This is a genomic window from Nocardia sp. GCM10030253 (assembly GCF_042675075.1).
In the GTDB taxonomy this organism is placed as follows: domain Bacteria; phylum Actinomycetota; class Actinomycetes; order Mycobacteriales; family Mycobacteriaceae; genus Nocardia.
Genome location: NZ_JBHTDL010000008.1, coordinates 15,417 through 42,010, shown reverse-complemented (window position 1 = coordinate 42,010; position 26,594 = coordinate 15,417). Strand labels below are relative to the sequence as shown.

The 26,594-nt window shown below is 65.4% G+C and carries 28 protein-coding genes; 14 read left to right on the top strand and 14 right to left on the bottom strand.

The window, feature by feature from the left end; genetic code table 11:
* Window positions 1–13: 13 nt before the first annotated feature.
* Window positions 14–865, bottom strand: coding sequence for a hypothetical protein (locus ACFQZZ_RS18725; protein WP_378682029.1), 852 nt, complete (start codon window positions 863–865; stop codon window positions 14–16).
* A 758-nt stretch (window positions 866–1,623) separates the two neighbouring features.
* Between ACFQZZ_RS18725 and ACFQZZ_RS18720 the strand changes: the two genes are divergently transcribed.
* A complete protein-coding gene (locus ACFQZZ_RS18720) occupies window positions 1,624–2,616 on the top strand; it encodes an NADP-dependent oxidoreductase (RefSeq protein WP_378683130.1) in 993 nt (330 codons plus the stop codon).
* Between the two features lie 41 nt (window positions 2,617–2,657).
* Here ACFQZZ_RS18720 and ACFQZZ_RS18715 read toward each other — a convergent pair whose 3' ends face one another.
* Window positions 2,658–3,242 carry a TetR/AcrR family transcriptional regulator gene (locus ACFQZZ_RS18715; RefSeq protein WP_378682026.1) on the bottom strand — a complete coding sequence of 195 codons (585 nt, stop codon included), beginning with the start codon at window positions 3,240–3,242 and terminating at the stop codon, window positions 2,658–2,660.
* A 126-nt stretch (window positions 3,243–3,368) separates the two neighbouring features.
* Here ACFQZZ_RS18715 and ACFQZZ_RS18710 point away from each other — a divergent pair, with 126 nt between their 5' ends.
* From ACFQZZ_RS18710 to ACFQZZ_RS18700, 3 genes are all read left to right on the top strand, one after another.
* Window positions 3,369–3,782, top strand: coding sequence for a hypothetical protein (locus ACFQZZ_RS18710; RefSeq protein ID WP_378682024.1), 414 nt, complete (start codon window positions 3,369–3,371; stop codon window positions 3,780–3,782).
* A gap of 43 nt (window positions 3,783–3,825) precedes the next feature.
* Window positions 3,826–4,659, top strand: a complete 834-nt coding sequence (locus ACFQZZ_RS18705) for an alpha/beta fold hydrolase (protein ID WP_378683127.1) — start codon at window positions 3,826–3,828, stop codon at window positions 4,657–4,659.
* Between the two features lie 61 nt (window positions 4,660–4,720).
* Window positions 4,721–5,584 (top strand): alpha/beta fold hydrolase, encoded by an 864-nt coding sequence (locus ACFQZZ_RS18700; protein ID WP_378682021.1) that lies wholly within the window; start codon window positions 4,721–4,723, stop codon window positions 5,582–5,584.
* Window positions 5,585–5,614: 30 nt separating this feature from the next.
* On the opposite strand, the gene ACFQZZ_RS18695 is transcribed toward ACFQZZ_RS18700, so the two are convergent.
* The 3 genes from ACFQZZ_RS18695 to ACFQZZ_RS18685 all read right to left on the bottom strand — a co-directional run bounded on the left by ACFQZZ_RS18695 (window position 5,615) and on the right by ACFQZZ_RS18685 (window position 7,055).
* Complete coding sequence (locus ACFQZZ_RS18695) at window positions 5,615–5,758, bottom strand: hypothetical protein (RefSeq protein WP_378682018.1); 144 nt, start codon at window positions 5,756–5,758, stop codon at window positions 5,615–5,617.
* A 335-nt stretch (window positions 5,759–6,093) separates the two neighbouring features.
* Complete coding sequence (locus ACFQZZ_RS18690; RefSeq protein ID WP_378682015.1) at window positions 6,094–6,702, bottom strand: hypothetical protein; 609 nt, start codon at window positions 6,700–6,702, stop codon at window positions 6,094–6,096.
* Between the two features lie 116 nt (window positions 6,703–6,818).
* Window positions 6,819–7,055 (bottom strand): transposase, encoded by a 237-nt coding sequence (locus tag ACFQZZ_RS18685; RefSeq protein ID WP_378682012.1) that lies wholly within the window; start codon window positions 7,053–7,055, stop codon window positions 6,819–6,821.
* Window positions 7,056–7,148: 93 nt separating this feature from the next.
* Here ACFQZZ_RS18685 and ACFQZZ_RS18680 point away from each other — a divergent pair, with 93 nt between their 5' ends.
* Together ACFQZZ_RS18680 and ACFQZZ_RS18675 are read left to right on the top strand one after the other, a co-directional pair.
* Window positions 7,149–7,658, top strand: a complete 510-nt coding sequence (locus ACFQZZ_RS18680; protein ID WP_378683124.1) for a zinc-ribbon domain-containing protein — start codon at window positions 7,149–7,151, stop codon at window positions 7,656–7,658.
* A 323-nt stretch (window positions 7,659–7,981) separates the two neighbouring features.
* On the top strand, window positions 7,982–8,461 hold the full coding sequence (locus ACFQZZ_RS18675) for an ATP-binding protein (RefSeq protein WP_378682009.1): 480 nt from the start codon (window positions 7,982–7,984) through the stop codon (window positions 8,459–8,461).
* A gap of 214 nt (window positions 8,462–8,675) precedes the next feature.
* Here ACFQZZ_RS18675 and ACFQZZ_RS18670 read toward each other — a convergent pair whose 3' ends face one another.
* The 5 genes from ACFQZZ_RS18670 to ACFQZZ_RS18650 all read right to left on the bottom strand — a co-directional run bounded on the left by ACFQZZ_RS18670 (window position 8,676) and on the right by ACFQZZ_RS18650 (window position 12,310).
* A complete protein-coding gene (locus ACFQZZ_RS18670) occupies window positions 8,676–9,320 on the bottom strand; it encodes an NUDIX hydrolase N-terminal domain-containing protein (protein ID WP_378682006.1) in 645 nt (214 codons plus the stop codon).
* 51 nt (window positions 9,321–9,371) lie between these two features.
* Complete coding sequence (locus ACFQZZ_RS18665) at window positions 9,372–9,821, bottom strand: GNAT family N-acetyltransferase (RefSeq protein WP_378682003.1); 450 nt, start codon at window positions 9,819–9,821, stop codon at window positions 9,372–9,374.
* Window positions 9,822–10,027: 206 nt separating this feature from the next.
* Window positions 10,028–10,678 carry a ribulose-phosphate 3-epimerase gene (locus ACFQZZ_RS18660; RefSeq protein WP_378682000.1) on the bottom strand — a complete coding sequence of 217 codons (651 nt, stop codon included), beginning with the start codon at window positions 10,676–10,678 and terminating at the stop codon, window positions 10,028–10,030.
* Between the two features lie 84 nt (window positions 10,679–10,762).
* The gene (locus ACFQZZ_RS18655) at window positions 10,763–11,098 is read right to left on the bottom strand and encodes a hypothetical protein (RefSeq protein ID WP_378681997.1); all 336 of its coding nucleotides are present in this window, start codon (window positions 11,096–11,098) and stop codon (window positions 10,763–10,765) included.
* 282 nt (window positions 11,099–11,380) lie between these two features.
* Entirely contained in the window at window positions 11,381–12,310 is a 930-nt protein-coding gene (locus ACFQZZ_RS18650) for an alpha/beta fold hydrolase (protein WP_378683121.1), read from the bottom strand.
* Between the two features lie 1,097 nt (window positions 12,311–13,407).
* Here ACFQZZ_RS18650 and ACFQZZ_RS18645 point away from each other — a divergent pair.
* Window positions 13,408–13,713 carry a hypothetical protein gene (locus ACFQZZ_RS18645; RefSeq protein ID WP_378681994.1) on the top strand — a complete coding sequence of 102 codons (306 nt, stop codon included), beginning with the start codon at window positions 13,408–13,410 and terminating at the stop codon, window positions 13,711–13,713.
* A gap of 109 nt (window positions 13,714–13,822) precedes the next feature.
* A complete protein-coding gene (locus ACFQZZ_RS18640; protein ID WP_378681991.1) occupies window positions 13,823–15,853 on the top strand; it encodes an ATP-binding protein in 2,031 nt (676 codons plus the stop codon).
* Between the two features lie 10 nt (window positions 15,854–15,863).
* On the opposite strand, the gene ACFQZZ_RS18635 is transcribed toward ACFQZZ_RS18640, so the two are convergent.
* From ACFQZZ_RS18635 to ACFQZZ_RS18620, 4 genes are all read right to left on the bottom strand, one after another.
* Window positions 15,864–16,550, bottom strand: a complete 687-nt coding sequence (locus ACFQZZ_RS18635) for an alpha/beta fold hydrolase (RefSeq protein ID WP_378681988.1) — start codon at window positions 16,548–16,550, stop codon at window positions 15,864–15,866.
* A 49-nt stretch (window positions 16,551–16,599) separates the two neighbouring features.
* Window positions 16,600–17,712: an FAD-dependent monooxygenase gene (locus ACFQZZ_RS18630; RefSeq protein ID WP_378681985.1), complete on the bottom strand. Its 1,113-nt coding sequence runs from the start codon at window positions 17,710–17,712 to the stop codon at window positions 16,600–16,602.
* A 113-nt stretch (window positions 17,713–17,825) separates the two neighbouring features.
* Window positions 17,826–18,617, bottom strand: a complete 792-nt coding sequence (locus ACFQZZ_RS18625; protein WP_378681982.1) for a BTAD domain-containing putative transcriptional regulator — start codon at window positions 18,615–18,617, stop codon at window positions 17,826–17,828.
* A gap of 118 nt (window positions 18,618–18,735) precedes the next feature.
* Window positions 18,736–21,525: an ATP-binding protein gene (locus tag ACFQZZ_RS18620; RefSeq protein ID WP_378681979.1), complete on the bottom strand. Its 2,790-nt coding sequence runs from the start codon at window positions 21,523–21,525 to the stop codon at window positions 18,736–18,738.
* Window positions 21,526–21,642: 117 nt separating this feature from the next.
* On the opposite strand from ACFQZZ_RS18620, the gene ACFQZZ_RS18615 reads away from it, so the two are divergent.
* The 6 genes from ACFQZZ_RS18615 (at window position 21,643) to ACFQZZ_RS18590 (ending at window position 26,522) form a co-directional block, all read left to right on the top strand.
* Complete coding sequence (locus ACFQZZ_RS18615; RefSeq protein ID WP_378681976.1) at window positions 21,643–22,467, top strand: alpha/beta fold hydrolase; 825 nt, start codon at window positions 21,643–21,645, stop codon at window positions 22,465–22,467.
* A 55-nt stretch (window positions 22,468–22,522) separates the two neighbouring features.
* Window positions 22,523–23,317, top strand: a complete 795-nt coding sequence (locus tag ACFQZZ_RS18610; protein ID WP_378681973.1) for an alpha/beta fold hydrolase — start codon at window positions 22,523–22,525, stop codon at window positions 23,315–23,317.
* A 151-nt stretch (window positions 23,318–23,468) separates the two neighbouring features.
* On the top strand, window positions 23,469–24,932 hold the full coding sequence (locus tag ACFQZZ_RS18605; protein ID WP_378681971.1) for an NAD(P)/FAD-dependent oxidoreductase: 1,464 nt from the start codon (window positions 23,469–23,471) through the stop codon (window positions 24,930–24,932).
* On the top strand, window positions 24,932–25,801 hold the full coding sequence (locus ACFQZZ_RS18600) for an alpha/beta fold hydrolase (RefSeq protein WP_378681969.1): 870 nt from the start codon (window positions 24,932–24,934) through the stop codon (window positions 25,799–25,801). Before ACFQZZ_RS18605 ends, ACFQZZ_RS18600 begins: the two co-directional genes overlap by 1 nt.
* Window positions 25,801–26,124 carry a hypothetical protein gene (locus ACFQZZ_RS18595; RefSeq protein WP_378681966.1) on the top strand — a complete coding sequence of 108 codons (324 nt, stop codon included), beginning with the start codon at window positions 25,801–25,803 and terminating at the stop codon, window positions 26,122–26,124. Before ACFQZZ_RS18600 ends, ACFQZZ_RS18595 begins: the two co-directional genes overlap by 1 nt.
* Window positions 26,121–26,522, top strand: a complete 402-nt coding sequence (locus ACFQZZ_RS18590; protein WP_378681964.1) for a glycosyltransferase — start codon at window positions 26,121–26,123, stop codon at window positions 26,520–26,522. The genes ACFQZZ_RS18595 and ACFQZZ_RS18590 overlap by 4 nt, the downstream gene beginning before the upstream one ends.
* The last annotated feature ends 72 nt before the right edge of the window (window positions 26,523–26,594 follow it).

Genomic DNA, 26,594 nt, shown 5'->3' with positions numbered 1-26,594 from the left:
CCAGCGGTGTAGATCACGCCAGCGCAAGCCGTCCGAGCCGATCGGTCGGTCGGTCGTAGATCAGGGCATCCGCGCCGTTGTCGACGATCTCGAGGCGGTTGTCGGGCACGCTGCTGAGTCGGATATCGGGCTTGAATTTGCCGCTGAAGACCAGCGTTTTCGGCGGCGTCGCCGCGACTCCCGTTGCTGATATGCGGAAGACTGGGTAGCCGGCATGAGTGCCGTCCTCGCGCAGTGCGAGGTGGTCTCTGCGTAGGTGGTTGTTGATCGTGTCGACCAGCCTGCGTTGCTTGGGTTCGTCGAGCACTACCTTTGGGGAGACTAGGTCTTCCAGGAAGGCCGCGAACCGTGGATTCGGGGCCTCGAACGCTTCGAGTTGGGTGAACAGGTACGACACCGACCAGTCACCCTGGTTACGGAAGACATGGCGAATCACCTTCTCGCGCAGGGTTTGTCCGTCGATGAAAAGGCCATCGAATCGGTCGAGGTCCCACCACCGGCCGATCATGTCGAGGAACCGCTGGGTGTCAAGGCCGACTATTTCCTCGATATCGAGCGCCTCAGCCAACTCGCGGCGCGTGCGTTCGACGATCGTCGGACCGGATCCTGCCCAGAGCGTGTCCTGGATGGTGATGCCGTCGCTGTGCGTCACCATCGACTCGACCATCATCTGTTCTGCGATCCGCGGAAGCTCGCTCGCTGGAATGGCTTTCATGACGGCGGTAACCCGTTCTCGTTTGGTGCCTTCGACGTCGTACCGGGTCAGCCCCAGTCGTTCGAATCGAGCGCTCAGCTCTTTATGAGTGTCGTGCGCGAAGGGTGCGTGCAGCAGGGTCCGCAGCTTCTCGAGTTCTTGATCGTCCATCGATCGAGATTGTCTCTGATGAGGCTGACACAGGCGCAGTAATTCCCGACGGTCCACCGCCACTGGATCGAAGGTCGCAGCTGCCTCGGCCTCGACGTGCTGGCACGACTCGAAGCCTCGCTGAACCCGCCGATGGACGGAAGGGCCCCTGCAGCACCGACCACCTGTCCGTCAGCGGTAGCGCGGAGGTCACCTCGATACGCCACACATATGAACTGACCGGAGCCCGGAAACCTTGCGGACATGCAGAAGCCGCTGTCGCAGGTCGGTGCCTTCGGCAGGACACGCAAAACATGGGCAACTGAAAAACGCCTGGTCATTGTGGGTACTTATCCAATTTAAGCGTCGCGATGACGGTGCGTTGGTAGCCCGCCGCTACCGTTTCAATGGAGCCCTCGGCGGGGCACGCTACAGATGGGAACGGTCGTGACCAGCAGGTTTGGGCGGACAGCTGATTGTTGAAGCCGAATTCGAGTTATCGCCTGAGCGGTAGGACTGATCAGCCCGTGCTGCGCGTCGGTTGCCGACGGGCGGCACGGGACGCCCACCGGCACGCGCGGCTTGGCGATCAGCCCCGTCGGGTCAGATGGAAGAGGTTAGGCTGAAGCGTTGTCGCGTCCGGGTCGAAGAGCTACTGGTTGATTTCTTGGCCGTGGTTCATCGAACCTTCGGGCGGCACCTCAGCGTGGCGTCATCAACAGTGGCAAAGCTGTTCCTCGGCCATCACACTCGCATTGTTCGAGAGAGGGCAGTCTGACATGAAGGCGTTCCTTGTCGAGTCCTATAGTGAGGGTGGACTACGGGCGGCAGACGTTCCTGAGCCAACGGTAGGTCCGCGTGATGTTCTGGTCCAGGTTCGCGGCGCCAGTATCAACCCGCTGGACAAGATGGTTCGTAACGGCGAGTTCAAGCAGCTGCTGAAGTACAGGCTTCCGTTCATTCTGGGGCATGATGTCTCCGGTGTTGTGACGGAAGTCGGCGCGGACGTTCGTGGATTTCAGGTGGGCGATGAAGTCTATTCTCGGCCGAGGGATCTCAGGATCGGCACCTTCGCCGAATTTATCGCGATCGACGAAGACGATGTAGCGCTCAAACCGCGATCGCTTTCGTTCGAAGAGGCCGCTGCGGTCCCGCTGGTTGCTCTGGCCTCCTGGCAGCTGCTAGTCGATCTCGCACACGTCGAGCCGGGTCAAAAAGTCCTCGTCCATGCCGGTGCGGGCGGCCTCGGCTCGACCGTTATCCAGGTCGCCAAGTATCTGGGCGCGTATGTGGCCACTACTGTGAGCACCGGCGATGTCGAGAAGGCGCGCCTCTTGGGCGCGGATGAGGTGATCGATTACATCAAACAGGATTTCGCTGAGATCCTGGCGGGATATGACGTCGTCCTCGACTCTCTCGGGGGTGCCAACCTGGAGAAGTCCTTAACAGTGCTCAGGAGCGGCGGGCTCGCAATCAGCGTGGTCGGCCCGCCCGACTCTTCCTTCGCAAGACAACTCGGCCGACCCATCCTTGCCCCTGTTATGGCGCTGTTGAGCCTCAAGATTCGCTGGAAGGCGAAGAAGCTGAAAGTGCGATACTCCTTCTTCTTTATGAAGGCCGATGGCGCACGCCTCGCGGAACTGGCCGCACTCTATGACAACGGAACCTTGCGACCGGTTCTCGACCGCACATTCCCGTTCGATCAGACTCTCGAGGCCATGGCCTACGTTGAGCAAGGGCACGCCAAAGGGAAGATCGTCGTCAAGCATTGAGTGTTGAGGGTCCCGGGCACTGTCTGAGCTTTGCGGCGGGGTCAGGCTGGGTCGTCGAGGATGCGAAGGGCATTGTGAATTCCGGTGTCGAGTACCTGGTCGGACAGTGCGGGATCGCTGATGGCTCGGGCGAGTTGCAGGGACGTGACCAGGATGCTGAACAGGCCCAACGCCGTCTGGAGTTGGTTCGTGTCCGATCGTCCGGGGGGTAGGTGCGCGGCTATCTCCTGGACGATCGACTGTGCGCCCTCGGAATAGGCGTCCCTGACTGTGGCGTCGCACCGACCGATTTCACTCAGCAGCGCCGCGGTCGGGCAGCCGCCCGTGTGGTCGTCTCGGTGTTCGGTAGACAGATAGCCACGGATGTAGTCCTCCAGCGAGTCCCGATCGGCCGGTAACGCGCCGATACTGGCACGCTGCCGTTCGAGCTGATCGGTGACGACATTCGCGACCAGGTCGCTCTTGGAACCGAAGTGCGCGTAGAACGCACCATTGGTGAGGTCCGCATCTGACATCACCGCGGCGATTCCCGAGCCGTCGATACCGTGCTGCTTGAGTCGCCGACCGGCCGCCTCGATAATGCGCCTACGCGTCTCGGCCTTGTGCTCCACGCCGTATCTGGCCATGGAACTCACCTCCACCTGTCTCGTCTGCCCGTCCTCGACGATTGTAGTACAGTCATAATAGTATGATCGTAATTTCAAGGGGGCCGAGTTGGGAGGCTGGAATGAACGCCCTGCAGGAACCGATCGATGCCCGGTGGCCTGGTGCTGCCCAACCGGATCATGAAGGCCGCGATGAGTGAGGCGCTGGCAGATGCGCGCCACGCCCCCGACGAACGTTTGGTGAGGCTTTACGACTGCGATGTGGTGGGGCTGGCTCGCCCGACGGTGACCATGCCCGACGCTGCGGATGCCATCCTGTCCGGTCGGATCGGCGTGCTTCCGACACACGAACTCAGGACCGGAATGCGCAGCCTGATAAGCAGATTCGTCGATGTCAAAGCTCTCGACGGCGTGCTCAACATCGGCTGGAACACCGATCAGCTACACCGCCTCGGCGCCGGACTCGATCCCGACCCGGACCGCGGTCGCCTCGTCACCACCCTGGCAATGCTCAAACGCAACGGGACGGCGGCGCTGCGCCCAACACGCGGAATCCGATGACGCGATGAACCCCGAACCACATACCAGCGCGGAAAGGCCCACCATGCTCACCTGGAAAGACACGCCGACCAAGACGATCGACGTCGACTCAGTGCCGTTCGCGTACCGAGAACTCGGTGTCGAGTCCGACGTGCCCGTCGTGTTCCTGCACCACCTCACCGCCGTGCTCGACGACTGGGATCCCCGGGTGATCGACGGAATCGCGGCACACCACCGCGTGATCACCTTCGACAACCGTGGTGTCGGAGCCTCCGGATCTGCCGTCCCGAATACCATCGAACAGATGGCCGACGACGCGATCGCGTTCATCCGCGCGCTCGGGTTGGAGAAGGTGGACCTGGTCGGATTCTCCCTCGGCGGTGGCGTCGCCCAGTTGGTTGCGCTTCAAGCGCCGGATCTGGTCCGGCGAATGATCTTGGCCGGTACCGGACCACGCGGTGGCGGCGGTATCGGCAAGATGCGCACGATCGTCGCCATCGCCTATACCAAGGCGTTCCTGTCGCGCAAGGACCCACGAGAGTTTCTGTTCTTCCCCCGCACAGCCGAAGGCAAGCAAGCCGCATCCGCCTACCTCGCCCGACTCCAGGAGCGAACCTTCGACCGCGACAAGAAGATCTCGACGCAGGCCGGGCTGGCCCAGCTCGAGGCGATCGTCAACGGCGGCAAGGCCGCACCCGATGATCTGTCACAGATCACGGTGCCCGTCCTGGTCGCCAACGGCGACGACGACCTCATGGTGGCGAGCAGCCTGTCGGCGGACATGGCGCACCGACTCCCCAACGCGGAACTGAAAATCTACCCGCGATCCGGACACGGCGGGATATTTCAGCATCACTCGACCTTTGTTCCCGACGCACTTCGGTTCCTCGCCGACTGAGCTACTGCTCGGCGGTATCGAATCTTTTCCCCCGCACCGACTTCGAAGAAACGAGGACATCATGAGCACTACCAGCGACGACTCCATCATCACGTCCTACGCCGAGGCGCCGACTCGTACCGTGATCGCCGATGGCACCACGTACGCCTATCGTGAGCTGGGCCCCAAGGGCAGTATCCCGGTGGTGTTCTTCGTGCACCTCGCGGCGACCCTGGATAATTGGGATCCGCGAATCATCGACCCGATCGCCAAGACCCGTCACGTGATCGCCTTCGACAACAAGGGGGTGGGAGCGTCCACCGGCAAGGTGCCCGCCACCATCGAGGAGGCCGCCGATGATGCCTACACGTTCATCACAGCGTTGGGGTTCGACAAGATCGATGTGTTCGCGTTCTCGATGGGCGCCATGATCGCCCAGGATCTGACGCTCGAGCATCCCGGGCTGGTGCGCAAGCTCGTCCTGACCGGGACCGGTCCGCGTGGCGGCAAGGATGTGGACAAGGTCGCCGGCGTCACCTACTGGGACATGTTGCGGGCCACGGTGACCCGTTCGGATCCCAAGGAGTTCCTGTTCTTCAACCGCGACGCAGTGGGTAAGCGTGCCGGTAAGGAGTTCGTGCGCCGCCTCGAGGAACGCACCACCGACCGCGACAAAGACATCAAGATCAGTGCCTTCCGGTCCCAACTCGCGGCGATCAAGGCCTTCGGTCGGTCAACGCCATCGGATCTGTCGAAGATCACCCAACCCACGCTTATCGCCAACGGCGACCACGACCGTATGGTGCCCTCTGTGCTGTCCGAAGACCTGCATCGGCGCATCGCGGGATCGGAACTGATCATCTACCCCAACTCCGGCCACGGCGGCATCTTCCAATACCACGAGCAGTTCGCACCGATTGCCGCGGAATTCCTCGCGGAGAGCTAGGCGCCGGTGCGCTGTTTGACCTGAGCATTTTCAGTGGGCGAGCTCTTGCCGCCCCTCGGCCTTGTCACTGTAGAGCTCAGATTTCCAGTCGAGATCCTCGGCCTCGGGAACCTGCGCGGCGATAGCGTCGGCGATCCGCTCAGCGGTGAGAGCATGAACCGGGACTCCGAACACGGCCGTTAATCGCGGAAATTGTGCATGGCAGGCCATTATGCTCCCAGCCAGCCCTGCCTCGGCGGCTGATCGAAGGTGGTCGGCTACGACGTCCAAGGGCATAGCCGACCTGGATTGCCTGGACCGGTCGCCGGTGACCCGGTATGTGTTCCGGTCGTAATCGCCGAATTTTGGCAAATTCGAAGTCTGTCGGAGTGTCGTCCTGCCGGTTGTGGCGGCCGGGAGTGAGTGAGCTGGTGAGATGTCTGGGTACCAGTTCGATCCTGCCGGTGGAGATCTGAGATGCGGTGTGGAGGATCTGGTGGCGGCGCGTGTGATCGGCGGGGTTATCGGCGCTATGGCCTCGCTTCACGCCAGCGGGTAATTTCCTCGTGTCGTTTGTCGAGGAGCGTGGCGATTTCTCCGCATCGTTCGAAGGTCTCCTCAACGGCGTCGTCGTCGAAGTCGTACCGCTGGCTGTTCGGGTCGTCCCAGTGGCCGCCTTCGTCGGTCAGTCGGTGGGCGAACGAGTTGCGTCGTTTCGCGAGCCAGTCGGCGTGCTCGACGATCGCGTCCGCCTCCTTCCGGTCGGCCAGGAGGTTGGCCACAGCTTGAGCCTTCGGACGGAGTCCGCGTCGTGAGCAGGTGGGGAGCATGTCGGTCAGCAGCGATTCGAGTGCGCTGCAACACGATGCCATGATGGTGCCCGCACCCAGGGGTGCGGCCTCGCCGTTGAGTATGCCTTGTAGTTCGCTGAGCACCAGGTCCGATTCGCCCTCCCATCCGGGTACCCGATGCGACCCGGTCTCCTCCGTCTCTGCAAGTCGCGCGAGTTCTGTGTCGATCGCTGCGCTTGTGGTCCTGTGCAGCCAGATCAGTGCACAGAGTCGGTACTGGAAGACCAGGACCTCGACATAACCCGGGCCCAACGCTATATACGGATCGGCCAGTTCGAGGCAGTTCATTGGATCCTGGGGGAGGCCCGGAGTCGATGACACTCGATCACAATGGCACGTAACGCCCTCAGTTTGCAGGCGGTTTTCGGTGGTGACGCGAGGGTGCTGAACCAGAGGCTTGGCGACTAGGTGCGCCCGGCGCTGGGGTTGCGTAGCTGGGCCACGGCCATGATGTGCAGGACCCGGTTGATCTCGAGGTTCCCCGTGCGGGAGAGCCGATGCCGATTCTGGTCTCCGGCGGAGGCGTCCAGGGGCGCGGTGCCGTTCCAGGAGGCGAGTCGGTCTCGGTTGACGAACCGGCCGACGTCTCCGGTGTCGGCGAGAAGCTTGCCGCACAGGGGTCCGATGCCGTACAGGTCCATCGACGTGGACCTGCCGTCTGAGGGACTCGATGCCCTGTGGAAGTTGTGAAAACTGAAGGGAGACATGGAGGTTCCAGCGATACACTTGCGCCTATGCCCGATCGCCGTCCACCGATACCGAGACCCCTGCGGCGAGCGCTGCTGGTTGAAGCCGGTCATCGTTGCGCGATCACGACGTGCCGGTCAACACCGGTGGATTTCGCCCATATCGTGCCCTGGTCGCGGGTCCGCGAACACGCCTTCGACAACATGATCGTGTTGTGCCCGAACTGCCACCGGCGATTCGACCAGGGGGAGATCGACCGCGAGTCGATGCGGCAGTACAAAAGACAGCTGGCAGCACTTGTCAGCGGTCGCGAAACGGCTTCTCGTGTCACTGCTGGCGCTGGTCGGCCCAGGACGGTCAATACGGTCAATCTGGCTGCGGCCTTCCCGAATCTGGTCGCCGAGTGGCATCCAGACCGGAACAAGCCCTTGACCCCGAACGACATGCAGATCGGATCCGCTCGACACGTCTGGTGGCGGTGCGCCTACGGGCATGAATGGTCGACCGGGATCGGATATCGAGTCAGAAGCGGAACAGGCTGTCCGATCTGCAAATAGCGCAACATTCACCCCGTGACAGCCTCGGCCAGCAGATAACGGTTGTCGACGCCCCGGGCGGGAGTCGGGCGGCCACCGACTGGTACAACGCCGAGCAACCGGATCCGACACTGCCGCAGCTCCCCGGTGGCAGCAGGCAGATAGTCGAGAAGGGGTACTTGTCCTGCCGATGAATTCGATTGTCGCGGTGACGGTTTCAGCGAGAGTCGCAGATACCCGGTACTGGGGCACGTAGGCCGACGTATGGACCCCGCAGACCGCACCCGCCAAACACGAATCACAACCCGCTGCAAAGGTGTTGGTCCCTCAGAGATACTACTTCTGTGACGACTCGCTTCCACATCGACGCGCAAGCTGACTACGTACTGCGCATCGCCCACCGAGATGACCCGGTCCGGGCGGTGATCGAGCTCGTGTGGAACGGGCTCGACGCGGAGGCGAACACGGTCACCGTCGCGGTGGAATCGGACGGCCTGGATGGCGTCGCCAGGGTCGTGATCGAGGACGACGGCCACGGCGTTCCTCCGGAACTGGTCGGCACACACTTCGGTCGGCTCGGAGGGTCGTGGAAGAAGACAGCGAAACTCTCACCGAACACCCAACGACGCTTGAACGGACGTGATGGCCAAGGTCGCATCCGAGGCTTCGCACTCGGCGAGAACATCAAATGGACCACGACGGCAGTAGACACGCCGGGAGATCTCAAGCGCACAGTCGTCGCCGGAAGTGTGTCGGACCCGGGACGAGCGCGAAGAGCAACTCCGCTTCTTCAAGGACGCGCTCAACTACGACGCCTCGCGTGAGCACGCCATCGACTACGTCAACGCGAACTTCCCCGAACAGATGGTGCCGCCGACCCTTCGCGTAGCAAACGAGTAACGGCACCGCCATCGGCCCGCGTCAGCGCGACACCTTCCGAGAGCTATGCAGGGCAGCACCGCTGGCCAGGCCCCTTGCGGTCGGATGCTGTCTAAACAGCACCGCCAGTGTCGGCCAGCCGATCGTCGGCGCGAGTGGTCAGTCGAACACGGTTGGCAGTTCTGGCTTGTTCCAGTGGTTGTGGAGAAGATGGATTTGGGTGTCGAGTACCCGGGTTGTCGACAGTTCGGGCAGCTTGTCGACGTCGAACCAGCCGACTTCCATTGTCTCGACGGGGCTGGGTTGGCCGTGGGAGATGGTCTCGCACAGGAAGAACAGCTTGTACACGTGGTAAGGGAAGGCGGGCTGGTGGCCTTGCACATCGCGGTCGTGCAGTGCCACGAGTTTGCGGGCTCGCACGGTGATTCCGGATTCTTCGTGGACTTCGCGTTCGACTGCGAGTGAGGGTGATTCCAGGACATCGCACCAGCCGCCGGGCAGGGTCCACTTCTCGTCGCTGCGGTCGCGGATCAGCAGGATGCGGCCCTTGTCATCGAAGACGCCGCCACGGACGTCGACTTTGGGTGTCATGTAGCCCTGTTCGAGAAACACGTTCTGGTGAAGGTCCTCGACGGTGCCGCTGCTGATGAGGGCCAGCAGGTCGGCGGCTATCTGCTTGGCCTGTTCGTAGCGTTGCCGGTCGAAGACGTCGGTGGCGAAGACGAGGCCGTTGTGCGCGAGGGCGGCCAGGGCAAGGGCGTGTTGGCGGATCTGGGTCTCGGCTGTTGGTTGAGTGTTGTCCATCCGGGGTCCTTTGGTCGGATCGGCGTTGTCGCAGTGGCTGTTCGACGTAGGTCAGGGGGTCATGCGGTATGTCGTGGACTGGCGTGGGGTGAATCCGAGCCGTTGGTAGAGCTGGTTGGCTGCGGATTTTGTCGGGGTCGACGTGAGGTCGACTGTGCGCGCCCCGTGGTCCCTCGCGATGGCCAGCGCAGCGGTGGTCAGGGCTCGTCCGGCGCCGTGCCCACGTGCGGCTTGGTCTACGACGACGTCTTCGATGCGTGCTCGCAGCCCGGTGGGGATGGTGTACATGACCAGTGTCAGCGCGCCGACGATCGCTCCATCGACACGTGCCGTGAGCAGCCGCGTCGAGGAGGAATCGATGACCGCCTCCAGGAGATCACGGGTCAGAGGTGCTGCGGTGGTGGACAGTTGCGGTAGGAGGGCAGTCAGCGCCGCCAGCGTCTCGTCGTCTACCTGAGTCACGATGTCGATCACAACTGCCTCGGGTGTCTGCGAAACCATGGACTCCTCCTGCGTTGCGTTACGGATTCGACGCCTCGAAATGGGTCGAAAAGTGCTGGGCCGGAACGATTTCGACTATTCCACTAGAACCGGCCAGATGGCAGCGGCGGCGTTGGCACCAGCGTATCTCGTGTGGTACCGGGTGGGCCTGCGGCGGCCACGCGCTGGTGCGTCTCGCTGTTTCGCACGACTGCCTTCTGATTCGGTCAGTGTTCCCGCACGGTGGCGGTGGTCTGGACGGGTTGGGCGAGGCGGTGGACTGCTGTGGACAGGTCGGGGTCGGTGGAGCTGAAGATTGCACTGCCCGCGACGAGGGTGTCGGCTCCGGCGTCGATTGTCTGTGGTGCGGTGATGGTGGTGATGCCGCCGTCGGCGACGAGTTCGACGGTGTCGAGGTGCAGGTTGTACAGGGTGGTGCGCAGGGTGCGGATCTTGTCCGGGACGGTGGGATCGAAGGTGCTGGTGCCGGGTCGGCTGGTCATGAGGACGACGAAGTCCAAGCGTCCGAGGTAGGGATCGAGGAGTTCGAGGCCGAGGTCGGGGTTGAGTACGAGCCCTTTGCGGATGCCGGCCATTTGGAGGGTGTCGAGGGCAGTGCCGACGTCGGTGGTGGCATCGACGTGGAAGCAGACCCGGTCGGCCCCGATCTCGATGAGGTCGTCGATGTAGCGCTCGGGTTTGAGGGTTTGCAGGTGGACATCGAGCGGCAGAGAAGTGTGGTGGCGGATGGCGGCGACGGTGCGCAGGCCGACCTGATCGCGGGTGTGTAGTGGCCGTCCATGATGTCGAGGTGCAGGTACTTGGCGGTGCTGGCTGCGACACCGTCGATGGCGTCGCGCAGGCAAGGTCGTGCTCACGGTCGCCTAGCGACCACGGCGCCGTCGCCGCACAACTAATTACGGGATGGCGGTTTTCGGGTCTTCCGGCGTCGATGTCGCGGGCTACCCGGTTGGCTCGAAGCGCACGGACAGGGCCTGCACCCCGGCCGGAGCTTTCCAGATGAGATCGACACCCTCGATCTCGGATCCCGCACCGCACGCGGAATCGCCGAACAGGTAGGCCCGGTCGCTGGTGCCGTTCTCGAAACGCACTGTGGCATCCTGCAATTGGATACAGGCGCCGCTGTCCGGCCGTGTGATCGACAAGATCTCTCCCGCCACAGTGACGTAGGAGGCCCGGCCAATGGCCGCCTGTGCGGTACCGGGCAGCAGCGCGAGCAGTGCGAGCAGTGCGACGCCCGCACCGGCCGCCTTGCCGAATTCACTTGGCAATCCCATGATTTCCCTCTCTCGGCGGCCGCCCGGGCCGACTACACTGATCGATCCCGCTTTAGCGTCTGTCAAATATGTTGGGAGACAAAGGCTGTCAACAGTATGACTGATGCGCGGATCGCTTGCAGTGGGCGAGGAACCTGCGTCGGGGTCGTACCCGGTGAGGTATTCGGCGGGGTCGTACTCCCTGCTGAATCTTTTGTACCGCAACACTGTCGCGCACTCGGGCTGTTCCGGCCGGGCCTGCCCGGGAACCCGCGTACCTGGCGCTGACGGTGGGTCAGGCTGCTACCGAGTGAACTCGGCGATATCCTCAGCAACGCGCGCCGGTGCTTCGAAGGGGAACGCGTGACCGAGCTGGGGGTAGATCAGCAGTTCCGAACCGTTGATGTAGCGATGCAGCAGGACTGAGTTGGCGGCGGGTTCTTGTTTATCGTTGTCGGCGCCCAGGATCAGGGTGGGCAGCCGCAGGTTCGGCAGGCTGGCGATGACATTGGCGGTGGGGTTGATGAGCCAGTCGCTCATTGCCGCGCGTTGCCGGTTGAGGCCGGTCAAGTTCACCCCGACCCGGTCGGGGCGCAGAGCTGTTCGTTGACGCCACGCAGCCAGAGCGTCGGGATGATCGCTGAAATACAGTGGAATGACCTGGTCGGCGGGCGCCACCGGATTGAACGCTGGCGCGCCCGCGATCAGATCGGGAAGATCGGGCAGCACCTGCTGCGATCCGCCGGGGCCCGTACCCATCAGAATCAGGGCGCCGACAACACCGGGGTGATCCACGACCAAACGTTGCGCGACGAATCCTCCCAGGGAGTAACCCACGACGGTGGGGCGGCCCAGATGAAGGGCCTGGATCAGACCGGCGGCCTGATCGGACAGTTGCCGGACGGTCAAGATGGCCGAAGAGCTCGCCGGGGTCCGTCCCACGCCGTCGGAGTCGAAGATGACCACATGGTTGGTCGCGGCCAGGCGATCGAGCAGCGCCGGATCCCAGTCGTCCATGCTCAATCCGAGGCACGGAGTCAACACCAGGGTTGGCCCGTGTCCGAAGCTGCGGTAAGCGATCGGTACCCCAGCGACATCGACGACGTGGGTGGGCGCTGTCAACGACGGCGACCCGCGGAAACCGTCAGCCGTTGTCCATGCGATATCTGTCGTGGAGGCGGGCTCATTGGGAGCAGGGTCGGCGTTGGCGATGCCGGGCCCGACCAACAGCATGCTGGTGGCCAGTGCCGCCAGCACGGCCGCGACGGGTGTCCCGCGTCCTGAGGCGGGCCGGAGGTGCAACGACCCGCCATCGGGTGCGACTGAGGTCGGTTGCGGCGGATGGAAAGCGGACATGTGGGCTCCTTCTAGTTGCGGGACGGACCAGAATCGAGACAGTGTCCCGCTGGGTACAGCCCGATCGTTGGCACGCCAACCGGCTCGGCGATCAGCGACCTCGGCCATACCGTCCTGATCCAGATGCCACACGTAAGAGGCGCCGACGGCTCAAAAGGATTCGCTCGGTTTCGGCCGGTGGGCCTATGAGATACCTGCCGCCTCCGGCGGCAGCCGCACCTTCTGGATCTACCTGTCCGACCTTGATCGCCGCGCGGGGCGAGGCGGGCTCACTCCGGCCGAGGTCCAAGCCGAGTTGGTCGCCGAACGCGTCCAGACCCGTACACCGGCGTGATCTCGGGCCCGGAAACAGGGCAAGCGCTGGAGGACAAATACCAGACCAGGGATGCTGGCTGGAAGGCGCTCACCGATGACCTGATCGATCCGTATCCGCGGGATCCGAGCGAGTTGCACTCGCGATATCGCGGGGGTGTCTCCAGCACCTACGGCAGCTTCGGAGCCGGTGGGTTCGGTGGAATTCACTAGGGTCTCAGTAGCAATTGCCGTGAGAAGATCTCGACCCGTTGATCTTTAGGGCGTAGCGCGTGGTCGGTCGAACCGCGCGTCACGCGGCATGAGAGTGCGCCGTCGGCCCCGCCGTGTGGCCAGTTCGATCAGCGCCCCCAACTTCTGCACAAACCGTCCACTCGGCGCGACTGGTCGACTGTAAAGTCGACCTCTAGCCCTGATGCGTCCGAGTCCGCATCGAAGATGCTGGTGCCCAGGCTGTTTCGGTAGTTCAGGAGACGACCATGCCAATGCCTCCGATAGGTCCGGAGCCGAATATTTATCAGACGCACAAGACCGGAAGCAGCGATTACGGTATCGCATCGATCAACAGGTATCTGGTCGCTCCGGTCACGGCGTTGCGTCCCTCGAACGGAGAAGTCGTTACCCAAGTGCCGTGCGGCTGCGGCGCGATCGGGGTCTACCGTGTGTTCGATGCCAATCGCACTCGGGCACTGCGTAAGCGATGGCGCTGGTTGGCTGCGGTGTCGGGCGCGGTCGTGCTCGCGCTCGTCGCGCTGAGCATCGGCACGCTCACAAACCCGTTCGAATTTCCTGGAATCGCGCTCTTTGGGGGCATCTTCATCGCGGGGGTTGCCTGCGCCGGGTTCTGGACCGTCCTCAGGCAAGAGGACGGCGTGCGGTTCGATTCCGATGCGACAGATGTAGTCAACCGCGACAGGTTCAACTCCCTGGAACACGATTTGAAATTCGTCAAAGTCAATCGAGGTTAGCTTGGACTGAGCATCGGTTCGGGTGGACTCCGGATACGGGACAAGGCGGTGGTACGGCACAGTCATTCGACTGATTCGACACCCGCCGTCGACTCGTACATTTGTTGGCATGCCGACAGACACCACACGAACACCATCCAGGCTGGCGCACACCCTGGCCGCCGGGCGGGACCGGGCTTTCGTTGGCCGGCGCGCCGAACTCGAGTGGTTCGCCGCGGCACTCGACGGGGCACCGGAGGCTCGGCCCGTGCACTACTTGCACGGGCCGGGCGGCATCGGGAAGTCGACGTTGTTGCGGATATTCGCCGGGATGGCGCAGCGCGCCGGTCGTCCCGTGGTCGAAATCGACGGCCGGACAGTGGTTCCCACGCCCGAAGGGTTCCTGGCCGCGGCGGGGACGGCCCTGCATCAGCCCGGGGTGGTGCTGCTGATCGACACCTTCGAAAAGTGCCAGGGGTTGGAAGGCTGGCTGTGGGAGCGGTTTCTGCCGCAGTTGCCTGTCGGCGCGGTGGTGGCGGTCGCCGGGCGGGCCGAGCCGGATCTGCTGTGGACCTCCGACCCCGGGTGGGTCGATCTACTGCGGGTCACCGCGCTGCGCAATCTGGCGCCGCAGGAGGCCGCGGAGTTTCTGCACGCCCGGCACGTGCCGGCCAGTGTGCAGCAGGCCGTGCTCGAATTCACCGGCGGCAATCCGCTCGCGCTGGCATTGGCGGCGGTGGTGGCGGTGAAAGACGATGCGCCGAATGGAGATTGGCGCCCGAGCCAAGACACCATCGCGACGCTGCTGCGCCAATTGATCGGCAGCACACCCAGTCCCGAGCACAGCAGGGCGCTCGAAGTATGCGCACACGCCTATGTCACCTCGGAGTCGCTGCTGCGCGCGGTATTCGGCGTCCGGGCGGCGGAGTTGTTCGCGTGGCTGCGAGTGCAGCCGTTCATCGAATCCACCGGCGCCGGGCTGTTTCCACACGATGTGGTGCGGGAGGCGCTGGAGGCCGATCTGAAGTGGCGCGACCCAGCGGGATTCGCCGAGATGCATCACCAGATGCGGGAAGTGCATCTGGCACAACTGCGTTCGGTTCCGGAGTCACAGCTGCTGCAGGCGACCGGTGCGTTGATCTTCCTGTATCGCACCGACCGGCAGATCTCGGAATTCAATGTCTGGCGTGACGTCGGGCTCGTCGAGGACCATCCGTACGTCGAGTCGCAGCGCGAGCAGGTGCTGGAGCTGGTGCGACGCCACGAAGGAGAGGAATCGGTCGCGATCGCGGCATTCTGGCTGGACCATCAGCCCCAGGCCTTCCGCGTCTACCTCGCCACGCAGACCGGCGAACTCTACGCGTTCTCCGCCTGGCTCGAAGTCGCCGATCCCGTCGGGCTGGAGGTCGATCCGGTGGTCGCGGCGGCGTGGCGATACGCGCGGGCCAACGGGCCGTTGCGATCGGGGGAGTACCTGGCCCTGGCTCGCTTCACCATCGATGCCACCGCCTACCAGCGGCCTGCGGCCGCCACCACCCTTGCCCAGTGGCGTGCCACCGGTGAGATGGTTCGCGGTGAACGGCTTGCCTGGTCCTTCGTCGTCATGCGCGACGACGGCTATTGGGACGGGCATCTCGGCGATATCAATATGCTGCCCATCGACTCTCCGCCGGTCGTCGGCGCTCACCGATACGCGTTGTTCGCCCACGACTGGCGCACGCAACCACCGGGCCCATGGCTGGAGGAGAAGTCCGCCGCCATGCTCGCGGGCGCCTCCATGGCCGATGGGCCGGTTCGCGGGCCCGCGGAGCTGGTGGTGCTGTCTCGTCCGGAGTTCGACGCGGCCATTCGCGACGCACTGCGCACGTTGCGCAGACCGGTTGCGCTCGGCGACAATCCGCTCAACCGGAGCCGCCTGGTGAAAGAGAGCGGGAAGTCGCTGACCGAGGTACTCGCGGGCGCGGCGCAGTCACTGCTGAACGAGCGCGGTGGCGAGAAGTTGCATCGGGCTGTCAGTGTCGCCTATTTCAAGGGTGCGCCCACCCAGGAGGTGGCGGCGGAGCTGCTGGGATTGCCGTTCAGCACCTACCGCCGCCATCTCGGCACTGCCGTGGAGCGCATGAGTGAGCTGCTCTGGCATCACGAGTTGAACGGCCACTGAGGTCGCGGATTCACCAGGAAAGCCAAGGTCCGTGTGCGGGAAACAGTGACGTCCAGAAGTCTTGCAGCGCTTCGGCTGCTGCCGCAGGGTGCTCGACCATCCACCAGTGGCCCGCGTCCGGCATCAGGTAATGGTTCGCCGCGAGTTGCCGGGCGATTTCGGCTGCCGGTTGGTAATCGTCGTAGGGGTCTTGCAGCGGGGTGATGACGAGTCCTGGCGCGGTGGAGCGCTTCAGGTCGGGCCCCCAGTCGCGGTAGGGATTGGGGGTGGCGGAACGGTAGAGATCGAGGATGGAGTTGCCCATGCGGGTGTCGATATCGGTCGCTTGCCGCACGAATTCCTCGCCGGCGCCGCTGGTCTGCCAGGTTTGGGCCAGCTCGTGCCAGCGGTAGTCCGGGTGCATGATGGCCGCTCCGTCGGCTACCCAACTACGCAGTGGGACATCGTATTTGGTGACGATACGGTAGGTCAGTAGGGCGCCCCAATCGTGGCCGACCAGGTCGATGGGGCCGGGAATTCGGTGCAGCTCGGCGGCCAGCCAGTCCGCGTATGCGTCCTTGGTGGCGGCGAACGATTCCGGTCTGGCGCTCCCGAAGCCGGGCAGCGACAGTGCCATGCTGTCGCCGTCGAGGTGGGCGCGCAGGCTGTCCCACAGGGCGGCGGTTTCCGGGACGCCATGGACGAAGACGACAGTCATTCGAGTTCCTCTTTTCGAAAGTGCTGAGCAGCAAGGTTTCGGGGCTTTCTCACGGCAGGGCGCGGAGGCGGGCGTAGTCGCGCTCGTAGATGCGGGGCGCCGCCAGACGAAGCACCGCGTTGCGAACAATCGGGGCCATGCTTCTGGTGCTGTCGCGCCGCTGGGTCCGCGCCCGAACCCACCGGGTGCGCGCGAGACGCCGCAGCCGATACCGTTCCAGGAGATGCTCGAGTTCGCCGGTCCTGCTGAGAGATTCAGCCAGGACGAGGGCGTCCTCGGCCGCCATCGCCACGCCCTGGGCCATATTGGGTGAACTGGCGTGCGCGGCGTCACCGATCAGGATGATTCGCCGGGTCCGCCAGGTCGGGTCGGTGACTTCCTCGATGGGGGAGAAGTGGGCCGCGGCGGCGTCCGGCCCCGCGAGCAGGTCGCGAACTCGACTGTCGAAATTCGAAAAGCGCTCGGCCAGTGGGGATTCTGCTGGCGTTGCGGTGGCGGCTGCGGACGTCGACAGATCGGCATAGCAGTACAGCCGGTCCTTGCCGACCGGCACGGTGAGGAAGGTCGCCCCACGTCCGAGCCACACGGTCCAGTCATCGATATTCGCTCGATTGCAGGTGACGAACCGCCAGCAGACCTGCCCCGCATAACGTGCCTCGGCGCGCGGATTCACCACGCGGCGCAGCTCCGAATGCACCCCGTCCGCGCCGACCACGACGTCGTAGCGGCCGCTGCTGCCGTCGCTGAACTCCACATCCACACCGGATTCGGACTCGGTGAGCGCGCGCACGGTGACACCGGTGCGGACCGGAACACGCAGGTTCTCCACCAGCGTCGCCCGCAGCCGGTCGTAAGTAATGCCGACCGGTTGCCCGACGCCCTGCCACAAACGGTCTATGTCGATCTCGGCGAGCGTCCGGCCCTGATCGTCCTGAATGCGCTGGATGTGGATTGGTATGCCATTCGTGCTGAGCGCCGACCCTGCTCCGAGTTCGGTCAGCGCCCGAACGGCGTTGCCCGGCAAGAAAAGTCCAGCCCCGGCCGGGTGCTGCGTCCGTCGCTCGACAATGTCCACCGACAGCCCGTGGCGATCCATCGCACCGGCGGCAGCCAGCCCGGCGACCCCGGCCCCGACGACGAGAACGGTGAGCGGAATCGGCATGTGGTCTCCTCGTTGTGCCCGTCCAGCTCACTCCGAGCCGGCACGGCACCTACCGTGGCCTCCTCTACAGCTCATTCACCAGTCCAGGAGCTGCTCACTTCGACAATTCCGGGTCAGGCGCAGGTCGCGCAGCGGTGCAGCACGACGTCGTCGGTGAGGATGCGCTGGTGCAGTGCGGCCAGCGCGGCGCTCGGCTCCAGGCCCAGATCCGTCACCAGGCGGTGCCTGGCGTCCAGATAGACCGCCAATGCCTCGGCCCGGCGGCCGCTGTCGTGCAGGGCCGTCATCATCAGCGCCGTCAACCGTTCGCAGTGCGGATCCGTGATCCGCAACGCCTCGACCTCCGCGATCGCGCAATCGAATTCGCCTGTTGCCAAGTCGATTTCGATAGCAGACTCCTGCAGGGTGCGCCGCAGCCGCCGCAGCCGCGCACGCTCCATCGCCGCCCACGGCCCCGGCAGCCCGGACAGCGGATCGCCGCGCCACAGTGTCAGTGCGGCCAGTGCTTCCCGGTCGGCGCCCGCGAGATTGCCTGCGGCGCGGGCAATCTCCGCCGCGAGCCGATGCCGTTCGGCGGCATCGGCATCGGTATCGACCGGTAGCGCCAGACGGTAGCCACCGCGCACCGAGACCACGGCGTCGGCGCGGTCGTGGACGGCCAGCTGCCGGCGCACCGACCACACGAAATTCCGGATGGCCCCGACCGCCGAATCAGGACTCTCGTCTACACCCCACAGGCCATCGATCAGCTCGTCGATCGACACCACCCGGCCCGCGTTCCGGGCCAGCATCGCCAGCAGCGTCTGCGGCTTCTGCTGCTGGATCGCCACCGGATCCTCCCCGAACCACACCTCCACAGGTCCGAGCATCGAAAGCCGCAACAACGTCATCTCCGTGTTCGACACCGCCTCGTACTCCTCACTCTGGGTAGGAGCCCATGATCACGGCGAAAGCTGCTCACTTGCCAGCCCATTCGGCTGCCCAGCAGTGCTCGAATCGGCGTTGGTAGTGATCGAATCGGCGTTAGGCGGCGACACTCCCCAGGGCCGCGGCCAACTCGACCCGGCCGGTGATGCCCAGACGCGGGAAGATCCGATACAGGTGCGAGCCGACGGTGCGGTGCGAAAGGTAGAGCTTCTCGGCGATCTGGCGGTTGGTGAGTCCTTCGGCGGCGAGCGTGGCGATCTGGAGTTCCTGTGGGGTGAGCTGGTCGCGGGCGTTCGCGGCGCGCCGGGTGCTGGCCTCGCCTGCGGCGCGCAATTCGATGCGCGCGGACTCGGCCCAGGGGGCGGCGCCGAGGGCGTCGAAGCTGTCGCGGGCGGCGCGCAGGGGTTCACGGGCTTCGGTCATGCGGCGCTGGCGGCGCAGGCGGCGGCCGTGGTGTAACTGCAGCCGGGCCCGGTAGAGCGGCCAGCTGCCGACGTGGCTGGTGAGCGCGGCGGCGTAGACGGCGTCCGCGTCGTCGTCGGCGGCGAGGACCGCACGGCTGTATTCGTCGACGACCAGCAGCATGGGCGCCGGTAGCCGGGTCGCCAGTGCGGGCAGTTCGGCCAGCAATTGCCTTGCCTCGTCGACCTTTTCGGCCGAGAAGGCGGCATCGGCGAGTTCGGCTGCGATCCACCAGCGCCGCATCGGATGGCTGACCGGGTCGGCCGGGTCGTAGACGCGCCGCAGTGTCGCGAAGGCGTCTTCGGCGCGGCCCGCGAGCAGCTGGATCATGCCGCGGGTTTGCTGAGCGGTGACCTGGATGCAGCGCATGCCGACGGCCATCGGGCTGGCGTGGATCTCGCGCAGATGATCCTCGGCGAGTTCGGTTTCCCCGCGCAGGGCGGCGATCATGGCCAGGTTGGTGCGTCCCGCGACGCCGTAGAACTCCTCGCCGGTCTCGGCGGCGAAGGCCAGGGATTCCTCGGTTTCAGCGCGCACCGTATCCCATTCGCCGAGCCAGATGCGGCTCCAGTTGCCCGCCCCCAGAATGCCCGCGAGCAGGCCAAGCCGCCCCTGATTGCGGCCGATCCCGGCAGCGGCGTCGATGTAGGCGGAGCCGCGCCGGAGGTCACCGAGGAAGAGCGCGGCATAGCCGAGGTAGCGCATGGTGTCGGCATCGGAGCGGTCCGGCGTGAGCCGGGCGAGCTGATCGAGCACCGCGGGACCGCGATCCCACGGCACCGTGTACGCCTCGATGGCGAGGCGGCGGGGATCTTGCGCGGGCAGCTCGAGGACATCGAGTTGCTCGGCGATTGCTGTCCGGGCCGACTTGGCGGCGTCCTGGAAGAAGCAGCGGGAAGCGGCCCGCCACAACAGCTCTGCCGCGAGATCGGTATTGCCCGCCCGGTGCACGTCCCCGGCGATGTCGACCAGTTCGAGCATCCGGTTCTCCGGGTCGTAATGGCTGAAGGCGATGACCTCCTGGACAGTCGCGAGCCGGGCGCGATCGATGGGCGCGAGTGCGCTCGGGTTGGCGCGGTCCACGAGGTCCTGTGCTTCCCGGCGGGCGCCGATCTCGCTGGCCAGTTCGGCCGCGCCGAGCAGCAGCGTGGTGGTGCGATCGGGGCGTTCGGCGAGTTCGGCCGCGCGGTGCAGCGCGTTCACCGCCGTCATGATCGCGCCGCGGCGGCGGGACCGTTCGGCGAACGCCTCCAGCTCCGCGGCCAGGGTGTCGTCGGTGCCGAGGGTAGCGGCAGCGCGATGCCAGAGCTGCTTGTCCGGGAAATCCGCGAGCGCTGCGGCCAGGCAGGAGTGTGCGCCCAGACGCTGTGTCAGCGGTGCGCGCGCGTAGATGGCTGTGCGCATCATCGGATGCCGGAATCGCATTCCCGCGCCGGACAATTCGACCAGGCCGATGTCGAGGGCGTCCTGCAGATGGTCGGCGGTTACCGGCGCGCCGGCGAGTTCGGTGGCCGCGGACAGCAACCGGCGCAGCTCGCAGCCGACATCGGCGGCGAGCACGACGAGCAGCGTGCGCGCGGCCGGGCAGAGTTCGGCGGACCGGGCCGCGAACGCGGCCTCCAGCCGAGCGGTGAGTGGGAACTCCTCGACCACTCGGTCGGTGCCGCTGCGCCGCAGGGCACGGGGAAGTTCGGTCAGCGCCAAGGGATTTCCGGATGCTTGCGCGAGTAGCCGCTGGCGCGCGGTGGTCGTCAACGTCGGCGCTTGCGCCTGGAGCAGTTCGGCGGCAGCGTCCTCGGGGAGCGGTTCGACCACCAGATCCGGCAGTCCGGCCCGGTCCGCCGGATCGCCCTGGTCGGCGCGGGTGGCGGCCAGTACGAGGACCGCGTCCTTGCCGATGCGGCGGGCCAGGAAGCTCAGCGCGTCGGCGCTGGCCGGGTCGAGCCAGTGCAGGTCGTCGATGATCAGTACGATCGGCTGCTGCGCCGCCGCCTCCCCGATCAGCTGCAAGGCCGCCAGCGCCACACTGAACAGATCCGGGCCGCCCTCCTCCTGCCCGAACGCTGCGCGCAGCGTGCGCTGTTGTGCCAGTGGCAGTTTCACGGCTTCGGGCAGCAGGGGATGTAGCAGCTGATGCAGCGCGGCGAAACACAAACCGGCTTCGTTCTCCACGCCGACCGCCGACAGGACCGTCAGGTTCCGTTCCAGCGCGGCGTCCCGGACCGCCGCCAGCAGCGCCGACTTACCGATACCGGCCGTACCGCGCAACACCAGCGCGGACCCGTTTCCGTCCGCCGCACGGTCGAGCAGTTCCCACAGAGCCGCCAGGTATTGGTCGCGTCCGACCAGGCCACGACCACCGGTGGGTGTGGTCGCCAGCACGTCTCTGGTGAAGGACGCCGGTGCCGCAATCTCGCTTCCCATCCCCGAAGCCTGGCAGAACCGCCGCGGTTCGACAACGCGACTCAGTCATCGACTCAGTCGCCGATGCAGTCGTTCGACGGATTCGGCAGGGGTGCCCCACTTCGTAATTTCATAGCCATGACATCGACATTCACCACCACAGATGGCGCCGAGATCTTCTTCAAGGACTGGGGCGCCGGACAGCCGGTCGTCTTCAGCCACGGCTGGCCACTCAACGCCGACGCCTGGGACGACCAGGCCCGCCTGGTCGCCGAGCACGGTTACCGCGCGATTGCCCATGACCGCCGAGGCCACGGCCGATCCACCCAAACCTGGGACGGCAACCACATGGACCGCTACGCCGACGATCTGGCCGAGCTGATCGAGACGCTCGATCTGCGCGACGCCGTGCTCGTCGGACATTCCACCGGCGGCGGCGAGGTCGCCCGCTACCTCAGCCGCCACGGCAGCGGCCGGGTCGCTAAGGCGGTGCTGCTGGGCGCCGTGCCGCCGGTCATGGTCAAGTCGGAGACCAATCCCGAGGGCACCCCGATGGAGGTGTTCGACGGCATCCGCACTGGCGTCGCCACTGATCGCTCGCAGTTCTACTGGGATCTGAGCGAAACCTTCTACGGCTTCAACCGGTCCGGTGCGGTCGCCTCGGAAGGGATGCGCCGCGCGTTCTGGCGGCTGAGCATGCAGGCCGGCGTCCGCGCCGCCTACGAATGCATCACCCAGTTCTCCGAGACCGACTTCACCGAGGATCTGCGGCGCATCGACGTACCGGTGCTGGTCGCCCACGGCGACGACGACCAGATCGTCCCGCTGCACGACTCGGCGGTGAAATCCGCTGAGCTGATCAAGAACTCGATTCTGCGCGTCTACCCCGGCGGTGCGCACGGGCTGCACGGCGAATTCCGGACCGCCTTCGAAGCGGACCTGCTCGAGTTCCTGAAGAACTGACTCCCCCCATTTCCGAAACCATCACGAAACACCCTGCACAGCAAAGGAATCCGTCATGCGAATCACCAACTCCGCCAAGATCGCCGCCGCTGCCGTTGGCCTGAGCGCGACCCTCGCCAGCTCCGGCTGCGCCTCCGCCGAACCCGCCCCGGTGAAGCCGACCGTCGTCCTGGTCCACGGCGCGTTCGCCGAATCCGCCAGCTGGAACGGAGTCATCGACCGGCTGAACCAGCAGGGCCTGGCCAATATCGCGGTGGGCAATCCGCTGCGCAGCGTCCAGGGCGACGCCGACGCTGTCCGCGGTGTGGTCGCCTCCATCGACGGGCCGGTCGTGCTGGTCGGGCATTCCTATGGCGGACAGGTCATTTCGCAGATCAACGACCCCAAGGTCAAGGGTCTGGTCTACGTGGCCGCCTTCGCCCCCGAGGAGGGCGAGACCATCGGCGAGCTGTCCGGCAAGTTCCCGGGCAGCACCCTCGGCGAAACCCTGAACAAGGTCACGCTCGCCGACGGCAGCACCGACCTCTACATCCTGCCCGAGAAGTACCAGAAGCAGTTCGCCGCCGACGTGCCCAACGCGCAGGCCACCCTCGACGCCCGCACCCAGCGCCCGCTCAACGATCGCGCGCTCAACGGCAAATCCGGTGCGCCCAGCTGGAAGACCCTGCCGTCCTGGTTCGTATACCCCGATGCCGACTACAACATCCCGGTCGCCGCGCACCGGTTCATGGCCGAACGCGCCAAGGCCCGCGCGACCGTAGAGATCCCAGGCGCCTCGCACGCGCTCACGGTCTCGCAGCCCGACGCCGTGGCGAAGGTCATCGTCGACGCCGCGGGCGCCGTTTCCTGATCACCCTGCCGATGTCGATGCGGTGCCGCGTGCAGGAGCACGCGGCACCGCCAGACGTCAGCGCGAATGAGCAGTTTCCGGTCTGGGAACTGAGCGCCATTCCAGCCGAGAGTTACACCAGACCTGCTCCGAAGAGTCGAAAGGATCCATCATGCGAACCACCAAGGAAGGCCGGCCGATGCACGTGGTAGTGCTCGGCGGCGGGCCTACCGGCCTGACCGCGGCGATGCTGCTGGCCGGTGAAGGTCATCGAGTCACATTGCTGGACAAGGATTCCGGTGGGCCCGGTACCGATGCCGAGCAGGCCTGGGACCAGTGGCGGCGACCGGGCGTCAACCAGTTCCGGCATCCGCACATCATGCTGCCCGGGGGGTATCAGCTGCTCTCGACCGAACTGCCGGACGCCATCACCGAGCTGCGGGCGCTGGGCGCGCGGACCCACAATATGCTCGACGGCGCCTTCGATCTGGCGGCGATCGGCGGCCGCAAACCCGGCGACGAACGGTTCGACACGCTCGCCGCTCGCCGGCCCGTCATCGAGCAGGGACTCGGCAATGCCGCCGCGCGGGCCGGGGTCACCGTGATCCGGGGCACCGCGGTCGCTGGATTCCTGACCGACGGCGCGGCGGCCTCCGGGATCCCGCACATCACCGGCGTGCGGACCGCGCAGGGCGAGGAGATCCACGCCGACCTGGTCGTCGACGCCCTTGGCCGCAATTCTCCCGCGAGCAAGATGCTCACCGACATCGGCGCGGCCACCCCGGTATTGGACAAGCACGAGACCGGGTTCTTGGCCTACAGCCGCTACTTCCGGTCCGCCGACGGATCCTATCCGGAACAGGCAGCGTGGCCGCTGGAACACCACGACAGTCTGGGGCTGACCACCGTTCCCGGCGATGCGGGAACCTGGGCCCTTGCCCTGTTCGTCTCGGCCAAGGACCGCGCCATGCGGGCATTGAGCGAGCCGGAGGTCTGGCAGCGGGTCGCAGCGCTGTATCCCGGTATGGCGCAGTGGGCTTCGCACGGCGAGCCCCTTACCGGGGTGCTGGCCATGTCCGGTATGGAGGCCCGGCACCGGCGCTTCATCGTCGACGGCAAGCCGGTGGTGACCGGACTGCTCAGCATCGGAGATGCCTGGGCGACAACCAATCCCACCTTCGGCTTCGGCCTCACGATGGGCATGTCACACGGCCTGCTGCTGCGGGACGTGCTGCGCGAGGTCGGCATCGGCGATCGGGAGAAGCTCGCACTCCGGTTCGACGAGATCACCAACGCCACGCTCGGACCCACCCAGCAGGCCTCGGCCGCCTGGGATCTGCATCGACTCGCTCAGATCGACCTGGAAATCGACGCCATCCCCTATCAAGACGGCATCACCTATCGGACCGACGATGAGGACTGGAACCTGCGGCAGGCGCTGGAGGCCGCGAAGCTGTGGGATCCCGACGTACTGCGGGCCTTCGGCGATGTCGGTTCGGGACTGAGCAGCCCCGAGGAAACGCTCGCGCGACCCGGCGTGCTCGATCGAATCAAGGAACTCGGCAGCGGTGCTGCCGGCTATCCCGAGCCCGGCCCGTTCCGTGCCGAGCTGCTCACCGTGATCGGAGCGAAGTAATGCGTATCGAAACCAATGGCATCGAACTGCGGGTACAGGTCAGCGGGTCGGGCCCGGATGTGCTGCTGGTGCACGGCTATCCGGACACCCACGCCGTGTGGCGCTACCAGGTGCCGGTGTTGAATGCCGCTGGCTTTCGCACGATCGCGCCTGATCTGCGTGGCTTCGGGTCCTCGGACAAACCCACGGAACTGGCGCAGTACGAGCTCGCCGAGTACGTCGCCGATCTGGTGGGCGTGCTGGACGACCTCGACGTGCAGCGCGCCCACGTCATCGGACACGACTGGGGTGCCTCGCTGTCGGTGCTGCTCGCCGGGCTGCATCCCGAGCGGGTCGACAGCCTTACCACCCTGTCGGTCGGAACTCCGGCGGCGGTAGTGGGCGCAGGCCTGCCGCAACGCGAGAAGTCCTGGTATTTCCTGCTGTTCCAGTCCTTGGGCATCGCCGAACGCTGGCTCTCGCAAGACGATTTCGCCAACACCCGGCAATGGCTCGCCAGCCATCCGGACCTGCTCGAGGTCATCGAACGGATGCGTGACCCGCGGGCGCTCAGCACCAGCCTGGGGCTGTACCGCACCGGAGCCGGACCGGAGTTCCTCGTCGATCCACCCGTCCTTCCACCGGTACTCGCACCGATGATGGGCGTGTGGAGCAGCGACGACGCGTTCCTCACCGAGCAATCGATGCTCGGCAACGAGAAGTACGTCAAAGGGTCGTGGCGATATGAACGTCTCGACGGCATCGGCCACTGGATGCAACTCGAGGCACCGAACCAAGTCAACGAACTGCTACTGGACTTCTTGCCAGAACCGAACCCTGCCTCGGGTGATCAAGCATCGCCGCTGTCGACGTCAGCGACGGCGCAGTGATGCGCACGCGAATTCTGTTCTCCAGCACGCCCGCTCATGGCCATCTGCTGCCACTGGTCCCGCTCGAAAGAGCGGCCCGCCGGGCCGGGCACGTCACCGCCTTTCTGACCCACGGATCCGTCGCCGACATCGTCGCTCCCGCCGAGGTGCTCTCGGCCGGTGCGACGCTGGGGGCGGCCTTAGCCGAAGTGCACCGCCGTACCGGGGCCGACGCCAGTACCGATATGAGTCTGGCGACGGTGGCCGAGTTCTTCGGCGGTGCACGGATCGACCTGGGGGCACGCTCGCCGCGATTATCGAGTCGCTCCTCGACCAGGATGTGAATGTCGTTGTGGCCGTCAACCCCGCGTCGGACCCGCAGGATCTCACCGTCGACGCGAGCCGGGTCCACGTGACGGGTTTCGTCCCCATGCGCTACCTGCTGGACGGGGTTGATGTGGTGGTCACCTCCGGAGGTGCGGGCACAGTGCTTTCGGTGTTGGGTGCGGCTGTTCCGATGGTCATCCTGCCGCTGGGCTTGGACAAGCCGCTCAATGCCGAACGCGCGGCAGCGGTGGGAGCCGCAGCGGTCATCCAAGATCCCCGCCAGGCAGGTGCTGCCGCCGTTCGAGTCCTGGGCACCCCGTCGTTCGCGGTGGCCGCGTCCGAGATGGCGCGCAGGATCGCCGCCATGAAGCCCGCTGATGAGGTTCTTGCCCTATTGCTCGACCGGATGGCCTGAGGAGGTCCGAAACATGAAGGCAATCAGTCGATTCCAGCGTTCCGCATCGAACATGGCCGACGCGGCGGCGGC